Below are 21,424 nucleotides of genomic sequence, written 5' to 3'. Positions count from 1 at the left end.
AAAGATCGCAGCCTGCGGCAGCTCCTACAGGGGACTTTGTACGGCCATGCTACTCCATAGGTTTGGAGGGTGGCGTCAAAAAGGCTTGTCGAAGGTGATTTTCGGCTCTTTCCACGGGCCTTTTACGGTGTATTTCACGCTGGCGAATCGTGCCACGCGGTCACCAATCAGCTTGTCGATCAGGAACAGTGCACCGCCAATGGCCGGCGCACCGACGATCAGCGCGGCAATCGGCAGGTTATTGGTCACCGGCAACGTCACCAGCAACTTGGCGTCGACCTTGTCGTCCACCAGATCCAGCGTACCGTTTAGCTCAATATTGCTCGACGGGCCGGTCATCAGGATCGGCTCACGGGTCACATACACGCCGTTGGTCGCAACCAGCAGGCCTTTGACCCGGTCGTAACTCAGGCCTTTGCCGAACAGGTCGGAGAAGTCCAGGCGCAGACGACGACCGATGGAGTTGAAGTTGAGCAGGCCAAACACCCGCAGCGCCTGGGCGCTGCCTTCGACTTCGACAAACTGGCCTTTATTCAGTGAAGCATCGAGCGTCCCGGAGAAACGCTTGGTGGCCAACCAGGCCGGCGAGCCGGGCCAACGACCGTCCACATCCATATGAAAATCTTCGCTGGTCACGCTCGGCGCAAAACCCCAGCCCTTGAGCACATCCGCGAGGTTCTTGCCGCTGATCCGGCCTTTATACCAACTGCTGGAACTGCCAGGCGAACCTTCCCAGCCGCCGCTGCCCTGCAACAGAATGCCTTTGAGCCCCATGTCCAGCGTATTGAGGGCAATACCCTTGGCGGTAGGACGGATTTTCAGCGACCACGCGCCGACGAGATCCTGCCCCTGGAACAACTGGTTGATGGTGATATCCACCGCCGGGATTTTCGTCGGGTCCACGCTGGCCAGCGGATCCGGCGAGTTTTCATCGGCCAGGACCGTCGGGTCCGGCGCGGGCAAACGGATGTATTGCATATTGATCGTAATCGGCACGCCCTTGGCGTCGGGCAGACCTGCACTGCCCTTGGCCTGCTGACTGTCGAGCTGCACATTCCACGCGGTTGGCTTGCGGGCCAACTGCACCGATGCCTGATCGAGCGTAGTGCCCATAGCGGTGAGCTTGCCGATCTTGAGGTCCGCGCCACTGAGCAACTGCTTGGCGCTGCCGCCCGGGTCCTGGCCTGCGTATTTGTTCACCAGGTCTTGCCAGGGACCGACATCCAGTTCCGACAGCACGCCGCGTACTCGCAGCCCTTTGGTGCCTGGCAATACGGCTTCGCCACCGCCGAGGAACAGTTCGCCGCGACCGTCGGTGAAATTGCCGGGCGGTGCGGCGAACGTGAAGTTCGCCAGATTCCCGTAGTTGACCCAGTAGCGCCGCTCCGGCCCTTGCAGGGTCATGCGAAACGTCGTGTCGCGACCTGCATCGGCGGTCATGCCGAACGGCGCCGGCAAATCGACTGCAACGCCTTTGAGGTTGGAATTGACCATCAACTGGCTGTCCGCGCCATCCAGGTTCAGCTGCAGCTGATACGGGATCACGCCGGAAACGGGCAGCGGCTGCGTAACGCTCAGCCAGTCAGTGAGCTTCTTGACCTCGACCTGACCGGATGCAGTGACGCGAGTCTTGAGATTGCCCGCGCTGCCATCGGCGAAAATCTGCGCTTTTACAGGTTTATCGAATGCACGTGCGGTGATGTCTTGCCCGCTCAAACCCTTGGCGCTATCGAAACGGAAATCGCCCTTGAGCTGAGTCAGTTCCAGCGGCGGCTCGGCCAGTTTCAAACGGGCCTTGGCGGTTTTGAAGTCGACGAGGATCTTCGGCTGCTCACCCTTGACCAGCGGAATATCCAGTTTCAATTTGCCCTGCAGTTCGCCCTCGCCTTCCCACCGGGCGAATGTGTCGGCGGTGCCTATCGGCGCTTCCTGAAGAATCTTCAAACCATCGCCCAAGCCACCCGCGAACGCGCCGTCCAGGAACAGATGGCTGCTTTGCCCAGCCGGCACGTGGGGAATATTGACGTAGATGTCGCGAACCTGTGTATCGAGCAACTGGCCCTTGCTGGCCAGGATCCGCACACCGCTGTCTTCCACAAACACGTCGCCCGTGACCTTGCTGACATGCGGCCAACCCGGCTGGAACGCCAGTTCGGCATCGTGCACCTTGAAGAACAGGCTGATGCTGCGGTCAGTGTCGGCCGCGCCATGGTTCAGCGAACCCTGATACTGGAAAAAGCCCTCATCCACCGCACCTTTGAGAATGGCGGTGCGCAACCATTCGTCGAGCGCCGGGCTGAGAACGGCCGGCAGGTACTTGGCGGTGTATCGGCCGTCGCCATCGACCATGCCGACCCGAAGGTCCATGTAGTCTTCCTGCGTGTGGTCGAAGTGCAGGCGGATCAAGAAGTCGCCGGCAATCTTGCCCTCCTCGCCCAGCACCTTCAGGTACGGCGCGATCAGGGTGAAACCTTCCTTGTCGAGCTTCCAGGTCAGCCGTGCGTTGGCCTGAATGTATTGCCATGGCTTGGCGAAAATCGGGTCCAGGTGCAGGACAAAATCCTTGCTGTCCATGCGCAGCTCGCCGCCGCCCAGGTTACCGCTGATGCTGCCACTGACATTTCGTGCCGCCGGCGCGCCGTGATAGGCGTCGAAGCCGACACGGTCGAGGTTCGCCGCGAAGCTGAATTTAGTGTCATCGGTCGCATTGGGACGCAAGTCGATCAATACATTGCGCAGCCCACCGGTCACTTTCAGCCGCTCGACGACCGTGGCAAACCCTTCGGGCAGTGGCCCCAAGGCGTTCAATACCGGGGTAATCGGCGTCAGATCGAGGCGGTCGGCTTGCAGGTGCCAGAGCTCTTCGGCCTTGTCGGTGGCCACACTTTGCTTGAGTTGCAGATGCGATTCCCAACGGGTGTCACCGATGTTCATGGCCAGCGAGTCCAACGTCACGAGAACGCCTTCGGAGCTGCGCTGAAAATAACCATTAAGCGCCAGATTGTTGAGCTGGATCGGCTTGCGCTCGGCATAGGCGCCCTTGAGTTGCGGCGCATTCAAGCGGATCGCGGCGCTTTGCAGCGCACCTTTGTTCCAGTTCACCCACAGTTCGCCACCGGCTTTGATCTCGGTGAAATTCCATTGTCGGGTCAGGCGTTCGGGCAGCCACTTGGACCAGTCGCTCTGCGGCAGGCTCAGGTACGCATCCGCCTCACCGTCCTTCCACTCACTGGCGCGAAGGCGGGTACGCACGCTCATGGCGACCGGCTGGCCGTCGGGCAGGGTCAACCGCGCATCGAGGCGCTGACGGCTGGCACCGGTTTTCAGGTTGAGACCGACGTAGGTCAGGGTTAATGGCGGCTGGTCCAAAGGCTGCAAGGTGACCTGGCTGTCGAGTACCGACAGCTGCTGGACCATCTGCATGCGATTGAGCAACTGCTCCGGGTCCAGCGGCTGATCCTGCTGCACCGGCAAACCTTCCAGCGCCCACTGACCGTCTTCGCCTTCCTTAAGGCTGACTTTCAGGCCGTTCAGTTCCAGGTGCGCAATGCGCACTTCGCGCGCCAGGAGGCTGGCCCAGAGATCCGGCACCGCGCGCACCTGATCAAGGCGCAAGGCATTGACGCCGTGGCCGACGGTCACGTCGTGAGCCAGCAGAATCGGTGCGAAGCCACTCCAGTTACCTTCCAGTTCGCCAATCTGTAGCGGCATGCCCAAGGCTGCGCTGGCCCTGGTTTCGACTTCGCCACGGTACTCGGCCACCAGCGGCGCCAGCTCTCGACCGAGGCTGACGTACAACGCCATCAACACCAATGCCAACGCGCACAGGCCCAGACCCCAGCGGGTCAGTGCGGCCAAAATGCGTGTCAGACGATCCATGTCAGGTGGCTCCCATGGCAAAAATGTTGCAAAAAGCTGAAGCCAGCCGTTCTAGTCGGGTTGAAACACAGCGATTCAGAGCAGCACCACGTCGTATTGTTCCTGGGAATACATGGTTTCCACCTGAAATCGAATGGTGCGGCCGATAAAACCCTCGAGCTCAGCGACGTTGCCCGACTCTTCATCGAGCAAACGGTCGACAACTTTCTGGTTCGCCAATACACGATAGCCTTCCGCTTGATAGGCGCGAGCCTCGCGGAGGATTTCGCGGAAAATCTCGTAGCAAACCGTTTCCGGTGTTTTGAGTTTGCCGCGCCCCTGACAGCTGCTGCAGGGTTCGCACAACACTTGTTCCAGGCTTTCGCGGGTGCGCTTGCGGGTCATTTGCACCAGGCCCAGCTCGGTAATGCCAATGATGTTGGTCTTGGCGTGATCGCGTTCGAGTTGTTTCTCGAGCGTGCGCAGCACCTGGCGCTGGTGCTCTTCGTCTTCCATGTCGATGAAGTCGATGATGATGATCCCGCCGAGGTTGCGCAGGCGCAGTTGGCGAGCGATGGCGGTCGCGGCTTCGAGGTTGGTCTTGAAGATGGTCTCTTCGAGATTGCGATGACCGACGAACGCGCCGGTGTTGACGTCGATGGTGCTCATCGCTTCCGCCGGATCGACCACCAGATACCCGCCAGACTTCAGCGGCACTTTGCGTTCGAGGGCTTTCTGGATTTCGTCTTCGACACCGTACAGGTCGAAAATCGGCCGTTCACCCGGATAATGCTCAAGCCGATCGGCAATTTCCGGCATCAGTTCGGCGACAAACTGCGTGGTTTTCTGAAAGGTTTCCCGGGAGTCGATGCGGATTTTCTCGATCTTCGGGCTCACCAGATCCCGCAAGGTACGCAGCGCCAGGCCGAGGTCTTCGTAGATGACGCTCGGCGCGCTGATCGTCAGGATCTGGGCATTGATCTGGTCCCACAGACGACGCAGGTAGCGGATGTCCATGAGGATTTCATCCGCCCCGGCACCTTCGGCGGCGGTACGCAGGATAAAACCGCCGGCTTCCTTGATGCCTTCTTTGGCCACACAGTCCGTGACCACTTGCTTGAGGCGCTCACGCTCGGCCTCGTCTTCGATCTTCAGCGAAATGCCGACATGGGCGGTACGCGGCATGTACACCAGGTAACGCGACGGGATCGACAGCTGCGTCGTCAGGCGTGCGCCTTTGGAGCCGATAGGGTCCTTGGTGACTTGCACCACCAGGCTTTGGCCTTCATGAACCAGCGCGCTGATGCTCTCGACCGCCGGGCCCTCGCGCAGGGAAATTTCCGAGGCATGAATGAAGGCGGCACGGTCCAGGCCGATGTCGACGAATGCCGCCTGCATGCCCGGCAAAACCCGCACGACCTTGCCTTTATAGATGTTGCCGACGATCCCGCGCTTTTGCGTGCGCTCGACATGGACCTCTTGCAGCACACCGTTTTCGACCACCGCCACGCGCGATTCCATCGGCGTGATGTTGATCAGGATCTCTTCACTCATGGCAGGGTCTCGTTCAGGCATATTCACGGAAATGGCCGCATCTGGTCAGTACGACGCTTAGCGCGTGTTAAGGGTTTGCCAACAGGGTATGCCGAAATGGCCGAGCAGCTCAGCGGTTTCGCAAAGAGGCAGTCCGACGACCGCCGAATAACTGCCATTGAGCCCGGCGACAAACACCGCGCCCAGTCCTTGAATGCCATAGCCACCCGCCTTGTCCTGCGGTTCGCCGCTGGCCCAGTAGGCCGCCGCCTCATCACGAGCGATGGGGCGAAAACGTACCAGGCTGCGTACCACCCGCGACTCGCATCGCTCACCGTCAAGCACCGCGATGGCCGTCAGCACTTCATGCTCCTGACCGGCCAACATCATAAGCATGGCGCACGCATCGACTTCGTCCACCGGCTTGCCGAGAATTTTCCCGTTCAGCACCACGGCGGTATCAGCACCCAGTACGCAAAACGTTTCGTCGGACACGACCGCACCGCGTCCGGCTTCAGCCTTGCCGCGCGCAAGACGCTCGACATAGGCCGACGGGGATTCATTGCTTAAAGGGGTTTCATCGATCTCCGCACTGATGGCGGAAAATGGCACGCCAATCTGCGTGAGCAGCTCACGTCGACGCGGTGAGCCTGAGGCGAGAAATAACCTTTTCATCAAGACATCTCCTTGTCTAGTGCCCTGTCTCAGGGCACCGGTGCGGGCAAATGCCTGACCGAGTTAATTGATTTTGTAGCGTCGACGCAAACCACGCAAACCGTAGCTGATCCAAGGCCAGAGCAACGCGCTGACCAGTGCTGGCAATACCAGCGCCAGCGTCGGCTGACGATTGCCCGTCAGGGCGCTCAACCAGAGTTGAACGAGCTGTGCGAGGCCGAAAATCACCAGGATCACCAGGCTCTGTTGCCACATCGGGAACATGCGCAGGCGCTGTTGCAACGACAGCACCAGGAACGTGATGAGTGTCAGGATCAACGCATTCTGGCCCAGTAGCGTGCCGTAGAGCACGTCTTCAGCCAGGCCCAGGCACCATGCGGTCACCATACCGACTTTCTGCGGCATGGTCAGTGCCCAGAATGCCAGCAGCAAGGCCAGCCACAGCGGACGGAGAATTTCCATGAATTGCGGTAGCGGCGAAACGCTGAGCAGCAGGCCGATGGCGAACGTCAGCCAGACCATCCAGCCGTTCCGGGATGAAGTAGCCCCAGGCATTATTCTCGTCCCCCAGTGGTAGCCGGCGCGGAGACAGGCGGTTTGGCAGCAGGCTTGGCGGCAGCAGGTTGAGCTGCCGGCGGCTTGGCCGGTGCCGCTGGCTTGGTGGCCGCAGGTTTCGCAGCGCCAGGATGTGTGGCCGCAGGCTTGACCGGGGTGGCGGCCGCGGGCGCAACAGGTGCCGCCGCCGGGGCAGCCGAAGCCGGAGCTGGAGCCAGAGTGGCAGCCGGGACGAGGGCCGGTTTCGGCACGGTCGCCGGAATGATCGGCCCGCCGCCGTGCTGGTCCAGGGCTTCCTGCGCCTGGGCGGCTTCGTTGGCGCGCTCTTCAGCGGTACGGCCATCGCTGAACACCAGCAGCAGGTAACGGCTGCGGTTCAGCGCGGCCGTTGGCACGGCACGAACAATGGCAAACGGCTGGCCGGAATCGTGGATCACTTCCTTGACCGTCGCCACCGGATAACCCGCTGGGAAACGCTGACCCAGGCCGGAGCTGACCAGCAGATCGCCTTCCTTGATGTCGGCGGTGTCGGCGACATGACGCAGTTCAAGGCGTTCCGGATTGCCGGTGCCGCTGGCAATCGCCCGCAAACCGTTACGGTTCACCTGCACCGGAATGCTGTGGGTGGTGTCGGTCAGCAGCAGCACACGGGAGGTGTACGGCATCAATTCGACCACTTGGCCCATCAGGCCGCGAGCATCGAGCACCGGTTGGCCGAGGATCACACCGTCGCGCTCACCTTTATTGATGATGATGCGATGGGTGAAGGGGTTCGGGTCCATGCCGATCAACTCGGCGACTTCGACTTTCTCATTGACCAGCGCGGACGAGTTGAGCAACTCGCGCAGCCGAACGTTCTGCTCGGTGAGGGCGGCAAGCTTTTGCATGCGACCCTGCAACAGCAGGTTTTCAGTTTTGAGTTTTTCGTTTTCGGCGACGAGCTCGGTCCGGCTGCCAAATTGGCTGGCCACACCTTGCCATAGCCGCTGCGGAAGGTCGGTGATCCAGTAAGACTGCATCAGTACCAGCGACATTTGGCTACGCACCGGCTTAAGCAGTGTGAAGCGGGCATCGACCACCATCAGCGCGACCGAAAGCACGACCAACACTAATACGCGCACGCCGAGTGAGGGGCCTTTGGTGAAAAGCGGTTTAATAAGCCGCTCCTCCCAGGCAATTTTTTTGTTTATTCATACGGCAGACCGGCCTGGATGCAGACTGACAGAAGATAAACGCCAACAGGCAGCACTGCAAAGTGCTGCCTGCGCGCTCAACAGCATAGATGCAACCGGCGAGATCACTCGCTCGACAGCAGGTCCATGGTGTGTTTGTCCATCATTTCCAATGCACGGCCACCGCCGCGAGCAACGCAGGTCAGCGGGTCTTCGGCAACGATCACCGGCAGACCGGTTTCCTGGGCCAGCAACTTGTCGAGGTCGCGCAACAAGGCGCCACCACCGGTCAGTACCAGGCCACGTTCGGCGATATCGGAAGCCAGTTCCGGAGGCGATTGCTCCAGTGCACTTTTCACTGCCTGAACGATGGTGGCCAGGGACTCTTGCAGAGCTTCCAGCACTTCATTGGAGTTCAGGGTGAATGCGCGTGGAACGCCTTCGGCCAGGTTGCGGCCACGAACGTCGACTTCGCGAACTTCGCCGCCCGGGTAGGCAGTACCGATTTCCTGCTTGATGCGCTCGGCGGTGGATTCGCCGATCAGGCTGCCGTAGTTGCGACGCACGTAAGTGATGATCGCTTCGTCGAAGCGGTCGCCGCCAACCCGTACGGATTCGGCGTAAACCACACCGTTCAGGGAGATCAGTGCGATTTCGGTGGTACCACCACCGATATCGACCACCATCGAGCCGCGCGCTTCTTCAACCGGCAGGCCGGCACCGATCGCAGCGGCCATTGGCTCTTCGATCAGGAACACTTCACGGGCACCGGCACCGAGGGCCGATTCACGGATGGCACGACGCTCAACCTGGGTGGATTTGCATGGAACGCAGATCAACACCCGAGGGCTAGGCTGCAGGAAGCTGTTTTCGTGAACCTTGTTGATAAAGTACTGCAGCATCTTTTCGCAGACGCTGAAGTCGGCGATCACGCCGTCCTTCATCGGACGAATGGCAGCGATGTTGCCCGGCGTTCGGCCAAGCATGCGCTTCGCCTCCGTGCCGACAGCAACGACACTTTTCTGGTTACCGTGTGTCCGAATAGCCACAACAGAGGGCTCATTCAGGACGATACCGCGCTCGCGCACGTAAATAAGGGTGTTGGCAGTGCCCAGGTCAATGGAAAGATCGCTGGAAAACATGCCACGCAGTTTCTTGAACATGGGAAAGGGACCCTAGGCAACGCGTGGGTAAAAAAGTGCGGCAAACTCTAACAACGACAGGGATTTTGGGCAAGGCGCCAATATGTTAAATTGGCCGCTTTTCTGTGCACCAACCCCCACAATCGCGGCCTTATGACCGTAGAAATGCGGTAGTGTTCCGACAATCTAACACACGGACGCCGTCCGTTCTGTTTTCCACTGGAGAATCGCAATGGCGCTTGAACGCTCCGACGTGGAAAAAATCGCTCATCTGGCCTGCCTTGGCCTCAATGATAGCGATCTTCCACACATCACCTCGGCCCTGAACAGCATTCTCGGGCTGGTCGACGAAATGCAGGCAGTCAATACCGACGGTATCGAGCCGCTGGCCCATCCACTGGAAGCCAGCCAGCGCCTGCGTGCAGACGTCGTGACCGAGACCAATCATCGCGAGGCCTATCAGTCCATCGCACCAGCGGTCGAAAACGGCCTGTACCTGGTTCCGAAAGTCATCGACTAAAGGGAAAGAGCCTGCAATGCATCAATTGACTCTGGCCGAGATCGCCCGCGGACTCGCCGATAAAAAGTTTTCTTCCGAAGAGCTGACCAAAGTCCTGCTGGCGCGCATCGCCCAGCTCGATCCACAGCTCAACAGTTTCATCAGCCTCACCGAAGACCTGGCGCTCCAGCAGGCTAAAGCCGCTGACGCACGCCGGGCCAATGGTGAGAGCGGCGCCCTGCTCGGCGCACCGATCGCCCATAAAGACCTGTTCTGCACCCAAGGTATCCGCACCAGCTGCGGCTCGAAGATGCTCGACAACTTTAAAGCCCCGTACGACGCCACCGTGGTTGCCAAGCTGGCCGCCGCTGGTGCGGTAACGCTCGGCAAGACCAACATGGACGAATTCGCCATGGGTTCGGCCAATGAGTCCAGCTACTACGGCGCCGTGAAAAACCCGTGGAACCTGGAACACGTGCCGGGCGGTTCGTCCGGTGGTTCGGCCGCAGCCGTTGCCGCTCGTCTGCTGCCGGCCGCCACCGCGACCGACACCGGGGGCTCGATTCGACAGCCGGCTGCGTTCACCAACCTGACCGGCCTGAAACCGACGTACGGTCGTGTTTCGCGCTGGGGCATGATCGCTTACGCTTCGAGCCTTGATCAGGGCGGCCCGCTCGCCCGCACCGCCGAAGACTGCGCGATCTTGCTGCAAGGCATGGCCGGTTTCGACACCAAGGACTCCACCAGCATCGACGAGCCAGTGCCTGATTACAGCGCCAGCCTCAACGATTCGCTGAAAGGCCTGCGCATTGGCGTGCCGAAGGAATATTTCAGCGCCGGTCTCGACCCGCGCATCGCCGAACTGATCCACAACAGTGTCAAGGAGCTGGAAAAGCTCGGCGCCGTGATCAAGGAAATCAGCCTGCCGAACATGCAGCACGCGATACCTGCGTACTACGTGATCGCCCCGGCAGAGGCCTCGTCCAACCTGTCGCGTTTCGACGGAGTGCGTTTCGGCCACCGCTGCGCAGATCCAAAGAATCTGGAAGATCTGTACAAGCGTTCCCGGGGTGAAGGTTTCGGCCCGGAAGTGCAGCGCCGGATCATGGTCGGCGCCTACGCGCTGTCTGCCGGCTACTACGACGCCTACTACCTGAAGGCGCAGAAGATCCGCCGTCTGGTGAAAAACGACTTCATGGCCGCCTTCAATGAGGTCGACATCATCCTCGGCCCAACCACGCCGAACCCGGCCTGGAAGCTCGGCGCCAAGAACAGCGACCCGGTCGCTGCGTACCTGGAAGACGTCTACACCATCACCGCCAACCTCGCGGGCCTGCCGGGCTTGTCCATGCCTGCCGGTTTCGTCGATGGTCTGCCGGTCGGCGTTCAATTGCTTGCCCCGTATTTCCAGGAAGGCCGCTTGCTCAACGTTGCCCATCAGTATCAGTTGAACACTGACTGGCACACCCGCACCCCAACCGGCTTCTGAGGAGAAACACATGCAATGGGAAGTCGTGATCGGGCTGGAGATTCACACCCAGCTCACCACCCGGTCGAAAATTTTTTCCGGTAGCTCCACCACCTTCGGTTCCGAACCGAACACCCAGGCCAGCCTGGTAGACCTGGGCATGCCCGGCGTCTTGCCGGTGCTGAACCAGGAAGCGGTGCGCATGGCGGTGATGTTCGGTCTGGCTATCGATGCCGAGATCGGCCAGCACAACGTGTTCGCCCGTAAAAACTACTTCTACCCGGACCTGCCGAAGGGCTACCAGATCAGCCAGATGGAATTGCCGATCGTCGGCAAGGGCCACCTGGACATCGCCCTGGAAGACGGCACGATCAAACGTGTCGGCGTGACCCGTGCGCACCTGGAAGAAGACGCCGGTAAAAGCCTGCACGAGGAATTCAACGGCGCCACTGGCATCGATCTGAACCGTGCCGGCACGCCGCTGCTGGAAATCGTTTCCGAGCCGGACATGCGCAGCGCCAAGGAAGCCGTGGCCTACGTCAAGACTGTCCACGCGCTGGTGCGTTACCTGGGCATCTGCGACGGCAACATGGCCGAAGGTTCGCTGCGCTGCGACTGCAACGTGTCGATCCGCCCGAAAGGCCAGGTTGAATTCGGTACGCGCTGCGAGATCAAGAACGTCAACTCGTTCCGTTTCATCGAGAAGGCGATCAACACCGAAGTGCAGCGCCAGATCGAGCTGATCGAAGACGGCGGCAAGGTGATCCAGCAGACTCGTCTGTACGATCCGAACAAGGACGAAACCCGTCCGATGCGCAGCAAAGAGGAAGCCAACGACTACCGTTACTTCCCCGATCCGGACCTGCTGCCCGTGGTCATCGAGAACTCGTTCCTCGACGACGTGCGCGCCACCCTGCCGGAATTGCCACCCCAGAAGCGCGAGCGCTTCCAGGCGCAGTTCGGCTTGTCGGTCTATGACGCCAGCGTCCTGGCCACCAGCCGCGAGCAAGCCGATTACTTCGAGCAAGTCGTGAGCATCAGCGGCGACGCCAAGCTGGCGGCCAACTGGGTGATGGTTGAACTGGGCAGCCTGTTGAACAAACAGGGCCTGGACATCGACCAGTCGCCAGTCTCGGCCGAGCAACTGGGCGGCATGCTGCTGCGCATCAAGGACAACACCATCTCCGGCAAAATCGCCAAAGTGGTGTTTGAAGCCATGGCCAACGGCGAAGGCAGCGCGGACGAAATCATCGACAAGCGCGGCCTGAAGCAAGTGACCGACACTGGCGCGATCTCGGCGGTGCTGGACGAGATGCTCGCGGCCAACGCCGAGCAAGTCGAACAATACCGCGCGGCAGACGAAGCCAAACGCGGCAAAATGTTCGGCTTCTTCGTCGGCCAGGCCATGAAAGCCTCCAAAGGCAAGGCCAACCCGCAACAGGTCAACGAACTGCTGAAAAGCAAGCTCGAAGGCTGATGAGCATGGAGCCAGCTTCAAAGCCTGGCTCCCCCCTGTAGGAGCGAGCTTTTGTGGCGAGGGGACTTGTCCCCGTTGGGTCGCGAAGCGGCCCCAGTCTCTGAATTCGAGTTGTAACTGACACACCGAGAATTCAGATTTTGGGACTGCTGCGCAGTCCAACGGGGACAAGTCCCCTCACCACAAAAGTTCGCCCCCACATTTGTATGTGGAAACCCCTGAATGAAGCGTCTGCTCAGTGCCTGTGCCCTGCTCTCCCTGCTGGCCGGTTGTGCCAGTAACGACATCGTCGATCCGCACGGTTATGACCAGACGGGCGTGGCGTCCTATTACGGCGCCAAACACCAAGGCAAACGCACCGCCAGCGGTGAGCGTTTCGACAAGAATTCCCTGACCGCTGCCCATCGCCAGCTACCCTTCGGTACACGGGTGAAGGTAACCAACCTGAAAAACGACAAATCCTGTGTAGTGCGCATCAACGATCGCGGGCCGCATACCCGTGGACGCCTGATCGACCTGTCACATGAAGCGGCCGAGCAGTTGGGCATGCTCAGCAGCGGCACCGCACGGGTTCGCGTACAAGCCCTCGACAACTGACCGCCGGAGCCCCGACCATTTTCGGACTTGCCGACATCCCTCTGCTCAGCGTGATCGAATTGCTCTGCGGCCTGCTTTTGCTGATCGCCGGCGCCGAGCTGATGGTCCGGGCCGCCGTGCGCCTCGCCGCGCGGTTACACGTCAGGCCGCTGATCATCGGCCTGACCATCGTCGCCCTCGGCAGCAGCGCGCCGCAGATGGCGGTGAGCCTGCAAGCGACCCTGGCGGAAAACGCCGACATCGCCGTCGGCAGCGTGATCGGCAGCAGCATCTTCAACATCCTCGTCACCCTGGGACTTTCGGCGCTGATCATCCCGCTGCGGGTCTCGCGGCAATTGGTGCGCCTGGATATTCCGCTGATGATCAGCGCCAGCCTGCTGGTGTTCCTGCTTGCGTGGAATGAAGAATTGACGCGCGCGGACGGCATGATTCTGCTGGCCGCGCTGGTGTTGTATCTGGGCTTGCTGCTGCGCCAGTCACAGCACTCGACTCGCCCGCAATCGAGTCTGCACGAAGGCCCCGAGGTGCCGTGGTTCAGCAGCCTGCTGATGATCGTCGCCGGCCTCGCGATGCTGGTGTACGCCGGGCACTTGCTGTTGGGCGCGGCTGTGTCGGTCGCCACCGACCTGGGGCTGTCGGAGCGGATCATCGGCCTGACCATCGTTGCGGTCGGCACCTCGCTTCCGGAACTGGCTACCTCGTTGATTGCGGCGTTGCGCGGTCAGCGCGAAATCGCCGTCGGCAACGTGATTGGCAGCAACCTGTTCAACCTTTTGGGCGTGCTCGGTGTGACCGCGTTGATTGCACCGTCGCCGCTGTCGGTTTCACCCAACGCGCTGGATTTCGATTTGCCGGTGATGCTCGGCGTCGCGACGCTGTGCCTGCCGGTGTTCTATTCCGGGTACCGGGTGACCCGCGCTGAAGGCCTGCTGTTTTTGGGTTTGTACCTGGCGTACGGTCTGCACGTGGTGTCGTTCACTACGGGGATGCCGTTGGCCGGCAAGCTTGAACACCTGATGCTGTTTTTCGTCTTGCCGGCGCTGGTGGCGTTTTTGCTGTTCACGTCGCTGCGCGCCTGGCGTCGCCAACACCACAAGAAGGAATTGCCATGACCGACAATAAGAAGCCCGGCGTTGAAGTCCGCCGCCAAGTGATGGGCGACGCCTTCGTCGACCGCGCACTGGGCAATGCCACCGAGTTCACCCAGCCGCTGCAGGACTTCGTCAATGAACATGCCTGGGGCAGCGTGTGGAATCGCGAGGGCCTGCCGCTGAAAACCCGCAGCCTGATCACCCTCGCCGCGCTGACCGCACTGAAATGCCCGCAAGAATTGAAAGGTCACGTGCGCGGTGCGCTGAACAACGGCTGCACCGTGGAAGAGATTCGCGAAACGCTGCTGCATTGCGCGGTGTATGCCGGCGCGCCGGCGGCAATCGATGCGTTTCGAGCGGCGCAGGAAGTAATTGATACCTACCAGAAGCCGGAATGATTTTGTCCCGTTGAAAAGATCGCAGCCTCTGTAGGAGCTGCCGAAGGCTGCGATCTTTTGATCTTCAACACCTACGAACGCCCCGAAAAACAAGATCAAAAGATCGCAGCCTTCGGCAGCTCCTACATCCATCCACCCAATTGCAATACGAAGATCCCGACGTTGGTGGTGACCGCCGCCATCAACGTGGTAATCACGATAATCGCCGCTGCCAGTTCATGATTGCCATTAGCCTGACGGGCCATGACGAAACTGGCGGCGGCGGTCGGGCTGCCGAAGTACAGAAACAGAATCCCCAGCTCCGCCCCGCGAAAGCCCCACAGCCACGCGCCCAGCGTCGCCAGCACCGGCAGGCCGATCATCTTCACCAGGCTCGAGCTCAGCGCCATGCTCCCGCTTTTGCGCATCGCCGCCAGCGACAACGTGCCGCCGATGCAGATCAACGCCAAGGGCAAGGTGGTTTGCGCCAGATATTGGCCGGATTTTTCCAGCCAACCTGGCAAGCCGATTTGATAATAGGCAAACGGCGCCGCCGCAAACACGCTGATGATCAGCGGGTTGATCATCACGCTTTTGAAAATGCTCCACGGGTCGGACTTGATCACCGGGCTGTACACCGCCAGCACAATGGTCGAGAGCGTGTTGTAAAACAGGATCACCAGCGCCGCGAGAATCGCCCCGAGGGAAATCCCGTAATCGCCGTACATGCTCGCGGCCAGCGCCAGGCCGATCACCCCGTTGTTGCCGCGAAAGGCGCCCTGGGTGTAAATCCCGCGGTCTTCGCGCGGACATTTCCAGATCGCCCAGCCCCAGGCGATGGCGAAGCACACCAGCGTCGCAATCGAGAAGTAGATCAGCAGCGCCGGTTGCAGCGCGGCGTGCAGATCGGCATGCAGGATGCCCAGAAACAACAACGCCGGCATGGTGACATTGAACACCAGGGCCGACGCGGTGTGGATGAAATTGTCGTTGATCCAGTCGATGCGCTTGAGCAGCACACCCAGAAACAGCATGGCAAACACCGGCGCGGTGATGTTCAGGGTTTCGAGGAAGATAGCCAGCATGCCGGGGGTAACCTTGGGTGGGCGTCTTTAGGGGGCTAATGATAAGCCACTGGGGACATCGGCGTCTGGGAGAACGCCTTCGCGGGCAAGCCTCGCTCCTACAGTTTTATGTCGTTCGCGGACAATACGTACGACTCTTTCCTGTAGGAGCGAGGCTTGCCCGCGAAGAACGATAACGCGGTCTTACGTGATCGGCGCCGGGTTGAACAGGGTAATGTCGTTATGCAGCTTGTGCTGCTCGGCCCACGTCTGCTTCTTGCCGCTGGCCACGTCCAGGTAGTAGTGGAACAACTCCCAACCCAGATCCTCGATCGACGCCCGCCCGGTCGCGATCCGCCCGGCATCGATGTCGATCAGATCCGGCCAGCGTTGCGCCAGTTCAGTCCGGGTCGACACCTTCACCACCGGCGCCATCGCCAAGCCGTAAGGCGTGCCGCGCCCGGTGGTGAACACGTGCAGGTTCATCCCCGCCGCCAACTGCAACGTCCCGCAGACAAAGTCACTGGCTGGGGTCGCGCAGAAAATCAGGCCTTTGCGCTTGAAGCGTTCACCAGGGCCAAGCACCCCGTTGATCGCGCTGCTGCCGGATTTGACGATCGATCCCAGGGACTTCTCGACAATGTTCGACAGCCCGCCCTTCTTGTTGCCCGGCGTGGTGTTGGCGCTGCGATCCGCTTCGCCCTTGGCCAGGTAACGGTCGTACCAGTCCATTTCGCGCACCAGTTCCTGAGCCACTTCCTCAGTCTCGGCACGGGAAGTCAGCAGGTAAATCGCATCGCGCACTTCGGTGACTTCGGAAAACATCACCGTCGCACCCGCCCGCAGCAACAGGTCAGAAGCAAAACCCAGGGCCGGGTTGGCGGTGATACCGGAGAACGCATCGCTGCCGCCACACTGCATGCCGAGGATCAGCTCGGACGCCGGCACGGTTTCCCGGCGACGCTGATCGAGCTTCTTCAAACGGGTCTCGGCCAGCGCCATGATCTGCTCGATCATCTCGGTGAAACCGTGACTCGAGTCCTGCAAGCGGTACAACCATGGGTCGCTCAGATCGACGGAGCTGTCGTTCTCATGCATCACCTGCCCGGCCTGCAATTTCTCGCAACCCAGGCTGATCACCAGCGCTTCGCCACCCAGGTTCGGGTTGCGCGCCAGGTTGCGCACGGTACGGATCGGGATGTACGCGTCGGCGGCAGTAATCGCCACGCCACACCCATAACTGTGGGTCAGCGCGACCACGTCATCGACGTGCGGATACTTGGGTAGCAACTCGTCCTTGATGCGCTTGACCGCGTGATCGAGCACGCCGGTGACGCACTGAACCGTCGTGGTAATCCCGAGAATGTTGCGCGTACCGACGGTGCCGTCGGCGTTGCGATACCCCTCGAACGTAAAACCTTCCAGCGGTGCCTGCGCCGCCGGCACTTCGGTGGACAGCGGCAAACTGTCCAGCGGTGGCGCGGTGGGCATGCGCAGTTGATCTTCCTTGACCCAGCTGCCGCGCGGAATCGGCTGCAAGGCATAGCCAATGGTCTGGCCGTAACGAATCACCTGGCCACCCTCGGGAATGTCTTCCAGGGTGACCTTGTGGCTCTGTGGCACGAAGTCCACGGTGACCAGCCCATCGGGAAACTCGGTGCCGGCAGGCACGCCCTGGTCATTGACCACGATCACTACGTTGTCCCGCTCGTGCAGGCGGATGTAGCGCGGCGAGTCGGAATGTTCAATCAACTGCATGACGCCGCTCCTCAGGAATGCGCTTGTGACAATTTGTTGTTTGTTTCAGGACCGCTGACGGGCGGCTCTTTAAGGACCACACGTTTGATCGGACCGACGATTACCAAGTAGCTGAACACTGCGACCAGTGCGTTGCAACCGACAAACACCAGTGCCCATTTGAACGAGCCGGTGGAGCTGATGATGTAACCGATGACGATCGGGGTGGTGATCGACGCAATGTTGCCGAACATGTTGAACAGGCCGCCACTCAAACCGGCAATCTGCTTCGGCGAAGTGTCCGAGACAACCGCCCAGCCCAGTGCGCCCACGCCTTTACCGAAGAACGCCAGGGCCATGAAGCCAACGACCATCCATTCGATATCCACGTAGTTACACGCCACGATGCTGCTCGAAACCAGCAAACCGGCAATGATCGGCGCCTTGCGGGCGAAGGTCAGGGAATGGCCCTTGCGCAGCAGATAGTCGGAAATCACGCCGCCGAGTACACCACCGATAAAGCCGCAGATGGCCGGCAACGAGGCAATGAAACCGGCCTTGAGGATGGTCATGCCGCGTTCCTGCACCAGGTACACCGGGAACCAGGTGAGGAAGAAGTAGGTGATGGCGTTGATGCAATACTGGCTCAGGTAGACGCCGAGCATCATGCGGTTGGTCAGCAGTTGACGCACGTAGTCCCATTTCGGGCCTTCGGCAGGTTTGGCCGGGTCCTTGCCTTTGTCCTGGTCCATGTCAACCATACCGCCGTTGTCAGCGATGTGCTTGAACTCGGCCTCGTTGATCATCGGGTGCTGGCGCGGGCTGTGGATAACTTTCAGCCAGATCAGCGAGAACACAACGCCGATAGCGCCCATGACGACGAACACATGCTGCCAGCCGAAGGTGTAGACGATCCAGCCCATCAGCGGTGCGAACAGCACGGTGGCGAAGTATTGCGCCGAGTTGAAGATCGCAGACGCTGTACCGCGTTCAGCCGTGGGGAACCAGGCCGCCACGATGCGGGCATTGCCGGGGAAGGATGGCGCTTCGGCCAGGCCCACCAGGAAGCGCAGCATGAACAGCGCAACGATGGCGGTGGACATGCCGAATTCACCGACATAGCCCTGGAGCACGGTGAACAGTGACCAGGTGAAAATGCTCAGCGCATACACTTTTTTCGAGCCAAAACGGTCCAGCAGCCAGCCACCGGGAATTTGCCCGGCCACGTAGGCCCAACCGAATGCAGAGAAGATATAGCCGAGAGTGACCGCGTCGATGCCGAGGTCTTTTTGCAGGCTGGAGCCCGCGATGGCGATGGTGGCACGGTCGGCGTAGTTGATCGTGGTCACCAGGAACAGCATGAGCAGAATCAAATAGCGGACGTGAGTCGGCTTGGTCGCTTGCATGTAGATGTACTCCCACTGATTATTTTTATGCGGGGTGAATCCTTGGCGTCCCTGTAGGAGCTGCCGAGTGAAACGAGGCTGCGATCTTTTGATCTTTGGCGCCTTTGAATGCGCCGAAAATCAAGATCAAAAGATCGCAGCCTGCGGCAGCTCCTACAGGGTTTTGCGATATCCGGTAAAACCGGATATCGCGGGTGCAGCGGGTTACGAACCGATGTAGCTGGTTTTCACCACGGTGTAGAACTCTTGCGCATAGCGACCTTGCTCGCGGGAGCCATAGGACGAACCTTTACGCCCACCGAACGGAACGTGGTAATCCACGCCTGCCGTCGGCAGGTTCACCATCACCATCCCGGCCTGGGAGTGACGCTTGAAGTGGTTGGCGTACTTCAGCGACGTGGTGGCAATGCCCGCCGACAAACCGAATTCGGTGTCGTTGGCCATGGCCAGCGCGGCCTCGTAGTCGGCGACGCGAACGACGTTGGCCACCGGGCCAAAGATCTCTTCGCGGCTGATGCGCATCGCGGCTTCACTGTCGGCAAACAGGGTTGGCGCGAGGTAGTAGCCTTCGGTATCGCACGTCACCAGACCGCCGCCGCTGACCAGACGCGCACCTTCGGACTGGCCGATGTCGATGTACTTCATGTCTTGTTCAAGCTGAGCCTGGGAAACCACCGGACCGATGTCGGTGCCGGATTTCAGCGCGTGGCCGACCTTGATCGACTTCATGCGTTCAGCCACGGCGGCGACGAACTGGTCGTGGATGCCGGCGGTGACGATGAAACGGCTGGAAGCGGTGCAACGCTGGCCAGTGGAGTAGAACGCGCTCTGTACCGACAGCTCGACCGCTTGTTTCAGGTCGGCGTCATCGAGAATGATCTGCGGGTTCTTGCCGCCCATTTCCAACTGGACTTTCGCCTGGCGCGACACACAGCTGACGGCGATCTGACGACCCACGCCGACCGAGCCGGTGAAGCTGATGCCGTCGACTTTCGGGCTGTGCACCAGCGCATCGCCAACCACACGACCGCTGCCCATCACCAGGTTGAACACGCCGGCCGGGAAGCCTGCGCGGGAGATGATTTCGGCCAGGGCCCAGGCGCAACCCGGAACCAGATCGGCCGGTTTCAGCACGACGCAGTTGCCGTAGGCCAGGGCCGGGGCGATTTTCCACGCTGGAATGGCGATCGGGAAGTTCCACGGGGTGATCAGGCCAACGACGCCCAATGCTTCGCGAGTCACTTCAACGTTTACACCCGGACGCACGGACGGCAGGTAGTCGCCGGACAGACGCAGGGTTTCACCGGCGAAGAACTTGAAGATGTTACCGGCGCGAGTCACTTCGCCGATGGCTTCAGGCAAGGTCTTGCCTTCTTCGCGGGCCAGCAAGGTGCCGAGTTCTTCGCGGCGAGCGAGGATTTCAGTACCGACTTTATCCAGTGAATCGTGACGAGCCTGAATACCCGAAGTCGACCAGGCCGGGAACGCTGCGCGCGCGGCGTCGATGGCGGCATGGACCTGAGCCAGATCGGCTTTGGCGTATTCACCGATGGTATCGGTCAGCTCGGACGGGTTGATGTTGGCGCAGTATTCACTGCCTGCAACCCATTCGCCGTTGATGTAGTTATCAAAACGCTTTGCATCTGCCACTGAAAGTCTCCTCACGCAAAAAGCCGCTGATTGCTCAGCGGCCTTGTTTAATCGGGTGTGTTACTGAGCACCTTGCTTGTCGATCAGCGCGGCGAGCATTTCGTACTCTTCGCCAGTCAGATCGGTCAGCGGTGCACGCACAGGACCTGCGTCGTAGCCGGCAATTTTTGCCCCGGCCTTGACGATGCTCACCGCGTAACCGGATTTGCGGTTACGGATGTCCAGGTATGGCAGGAAGAAGTCGTCGATGATCTTGCCGACGGTAGCGTGATCTTCGCGAGCGATGGCGTGGTAGAAATCCATCGCGGTTTTCGGGATGAAGTTGAACACCGCCGACGAGTAAACCGGTACGCCCAGGGCCTTGTAGGCTGCTGCGTAGACTTCGGCGGTCGGCAAACCACCCAGGTAGCTGAAGCGATCGCCGAGGCGGCGACGGATCGACACCATCAACTCGATATCACCCAGGCCATCCTTGTAGCCGATCAGGTTCGGGCAGCGCTCGGCCAGACGTTCCAGCAACGGAGCGGTGAGGCGGCAAACGTTACGGTTGTAGACCACCACGCCGATTTTTACCGATTTGCACACGGCTTCAACGTGGGCGGCAACGCCGTCCTGGCTGGCTTCGGTCAGGTAGTGCGGCAGCAGCAACAGGCCTTTGGCGCCCAGACGCTCGGCTTCCTGTGCGTATTCGATCGCTTGACGGGTCGAACCGCCAACGCCGGCCAGGATCGGCACGCTGGTTTCGCAGGTGTCCACGGCAGTCTTGATGATTTCCGAATATTCGCTGGCCGCCAGAGAGAAGAACTCACCGGTGCCGCCCGCGGCGAACAACGCCGTGGCGCCGTATGGGGCCAGCCATTCGAGACGCTTGATGTAGCCAGCGCGATGGAAATCGCCCTGGGCATTGAAATCGGTAACCGGGAAAGACAGCAGGCCGGAAGAGAGGATGGACTTCAGTTCTTGTGGATTCATTATTCGAACACCCTGGAGTAGCAACGTTTGTGTGAGAAATGCATTCAGCCTGTGGCCGAGTTGTAGGTCATCGTACAACTTAAATAATAACCGTCAACTGCATTTCATCGCCGGGGTGTAAATTTCATTTGGGGATAGGGGTAGAAAAGAA

At 60.4% G+C, this 21,424-nt stretch carries 17 protein-coding genes; 6 read left to right on the top strand and 11 right to left on the bottom strand.

What is annotated here, in order from left to right:
* Window positions 1-75: 75 nt before the first annotated feature.
* The 6 genes from ACA052_RS04095 to mreB all read right to left on the bottom strand — a co-directional run bounded on the left by ACA052_RS04095 (window position 76) and on the right by mreB (window position 8,956).
* The gene (locus ACA052_RS04095) at window positions 76-3,879 is read right to left on the bottom strand and encodes a YhdP family protein (RefSeq protein WP_497648512.1); all 3,804 of its coding nucleotides are present in this window, start codon (window positions 3,877-3,879) and stop codon (window positions 76-78) included.
* A gap of 75 nt (window positions 3,880-3,954) precedes the next feature.
* Window positions 3,955-5,412: a ribonuclease G gene (gene rng, locus ACA052_RS04090; protein WP_157715231.1), complete on the bottom strand. Its 1,458-nt coding sequence runs from the start codon at window positions 5,410-5,412 to the stop codon at window positions 3,955-3,957.
* A gap of 57 nt (window positions 5,413-5,469) precedes the next feature.
* Window positions 5,470-6,066 (bottom strand): Maf family protein, encoded by a 597-nt coding sequence (locus ACA052_RS04085; RefSeq protein WP_497648511.1) that lies wholly within the window; start codon window positions 6,064-6,066, stop codon window positions 5,470-5,472.
* 63 nt (window positions 6,067-6,129) lie between these two features.
* On the bottom strand, window positions 6,130-6,621 hold the full coding sequence (mreD, locus tag ACA052_RS04080) for a rod shape-determining protein MreD (RefSeq protein WP_497648510.1): 492 nt from the start codon (window positions 6,619-6,621) through the stop codon (window positions 6,130-6,132).
* The gene (gene mreC / locus ACA052_RS04075) at window positions 6,621-7,778 is read right to left on the bottom strand and encodes a rod shape-determining protein MreC (protein ID WP_497650266.1); all 1,158 of its coding nucleotides are present in this window, start codon (window positions 7,776-7,778) and stop codon (window positions 6,621-6,623) included. Before mreC ends, mreD begins: the two co-directional genes overlap by 1 nt.
* Before the next feature lie 140 nt (window positions 7,779-7,918).
* The gene (mreB, locus tag ACA052_RS04070; RefSeq protein WP_002555108.1) at window positions 7,919-8,956 is read right to left on the bottom strand and encodes a rod shape-determining protein MreB; all 1,038 of its coding nucleotides are present in this window, start codon (window positions 8,954-8,956) and stop codon (window positions 7,919-7,921) included.
* Between the two features lie 211 nt (window positions 8,957-9,167).
* On the opposite strand from mreB, the gene gatC reads away from it, so the two are divergent.
* The 6 genes from gatC to ACA052_RS04040 all read left to right on the top strand — a co-directional run bounded on the left by gatC (window position 9,168) and on the right by ACA052_RS04040 (window position 14,465).
* Window positions 9,168-9,455, top strand: coding sequence for an Asp-tRNA(Asn)/Glu-tRNA(Gln) amidotransferase subunit GatC (gene gatC, locus ACA052_RS04065; RefSeq protein ID WP_497648509.1), 288 nt, complete (start codon window positions 9,168-9,170; stop codon window positions 9,453-9,455).
* A gap of 16 nt (window positions 9,456-9,471) precedes the next feature.
* On the top strand, window positions 9,472-10,923 hold the full coding sequence (gene gatA / locus ACA052_RS04060; protein WP_497648508.1) for an Asp-tRNA(Asn)/Glu-tRNA(Gln) amidotransferase subunit GatA: 1,452 nt from the start codon (window positions 9,472-9,474) through the stop codon (window positions 10,921-10,923).
* A gap of 10 nt (window positions 10,924-10,933) precedes the next feature.
* Window positions 10,934-12,379, top strand: a complete 1,446-nt coding sequence (gene gatB / locus ACA052_RS04055) for an Asp-tRNA(Asn)/Glu-tRNA(Gln) amidotransferase subunit GatB (protein ID WP_497648507.1) — start codon at window positions 10,934-10,936, stop codon at window positions 12,377-12,379.
* 222 nt (window positions 12,380-12,601) lie between these two features.
* The gene (locus ACA052_RS04050) at window positions 12,602-12,976 is read left to right on the top strand and encodes a septal ring lytic transglycosylase RlpA family protein (protein WP_497648506.1); all 375 of its coding nucleotides are present in this window, start codon (window positions 12,602-12,604) and stop codon (window positions 12,974-12,976) included.
* A gap of 50 nt (window positions 12,977-13,026) precedes the next feature.
* A complete protein-coding gene (locus ACA052_RS04045) occupies window positions 13,027-14,088 on the top strand; it encodes a calcium/sodium antiporter (RefSeq protein ID WP_497648505.1) in 1,062 nt (353 codons plus the stop codon).
* The gene (locus ACA052_RS04040) at window positions 14,085-14,465 is read left to right on the top strand and encodes a carboxymuconolactone decarboxylase family protein (RefSeq protein ID WP_497648504.1); all 381 of its coding nucleotides are present in this window, start codon (window positions 14,085-14,087) and stop codon (window positions 14,463-14,465) included. The genes ACA052_RS04045 and ACA052_RS04040 overlap by 4 nt, the downstream gene beginning before the upstream one ends.
* Window positions 14,466-14,587: 122 nt before the next feature.
* On the opposite strand, the gene ACA052_RS04035 is transcribed toward ACA052_RS04040, so the two are convergent.
* The 5 genes from ACA052_RS04035 to kdgD all read right to left on the bottom strand — a co-directional run bounded on the left by ACA052_RS04035 (window position 14,588) and on the right by kdgD (window position 21,273).
* On the bottom strand, window positions 14,588-15,529 hold the full coding sequence (locus ACA052_RS04035) for an AEC family transporter (protein WP_497648503.1): 942 nt from the start codon (window positions 15,527-15,529) through the stop codon (window positions 14,588-14,590).
* Window positions 15,530-15,712: 183 nt separating this feature from the next.
* Window positions 15,713-17,266, bottom strand: coding sequence for a galactarate dehydratase (gene garD / locus ACA052_RS04030; RefSeq protein ID WP_497648502.1), 1,554 nt, complete (start codon window positions 17,264-17,266; stop codon window positions 15,713-15,715).
* Between the two features lie 11 nt (window positions 17,267-17,277).
* The gene (locus tag ACA052_RS04025; RefSeq protein WP_497648501.1) at window positions 17,278-18,651 is read right to left on the bottom strand and encodes an MFS transporter; all 1,374 of its coding nucleotides are present in this window, start codon (window positions 18,649-18,651) and stop codon (window positions 17,278-17,280) included.
* A gap of 204 nt (window positions 18,652-18,855) precedes the next feature.
* Complete coding sequence (locus ACA052_RS04020) at window positions 18,856-20,301, bottom strand: aldehyde dehydrogenase family protein (protein ID WP_497648500.1); 1,446 nt, start codon at window positions 20,299-20,301, stop codon at window positions 18,856-18,858.
* A gap of 60 nt (window positions 20,302-20,361) precedes the next feature.
* Window positions 20,362-21,273 carry a 5-dehydro-4-deoxyglucarate dehydratase gene (gene kdgD / locus ACA052_RS04015; protein ID WP_427636279.1) on the bottom strand — a complete coding sequence of 304 codons (912 nt, stop codon included), beginning with the start codon at window positions 21,271-21,273 and terminating at the stop codon, window positions 20,362-20,364.
* Between the last annotated feature and the right edge of the window lie 151 nt (window positions 21,274-21,424).

The organism is Pseudomonas sp. LBUM1644, from assembly GCF_059716195.1.
This window is presented reverse-complemented; position numbering and strand designations above follow the sequence as displayed.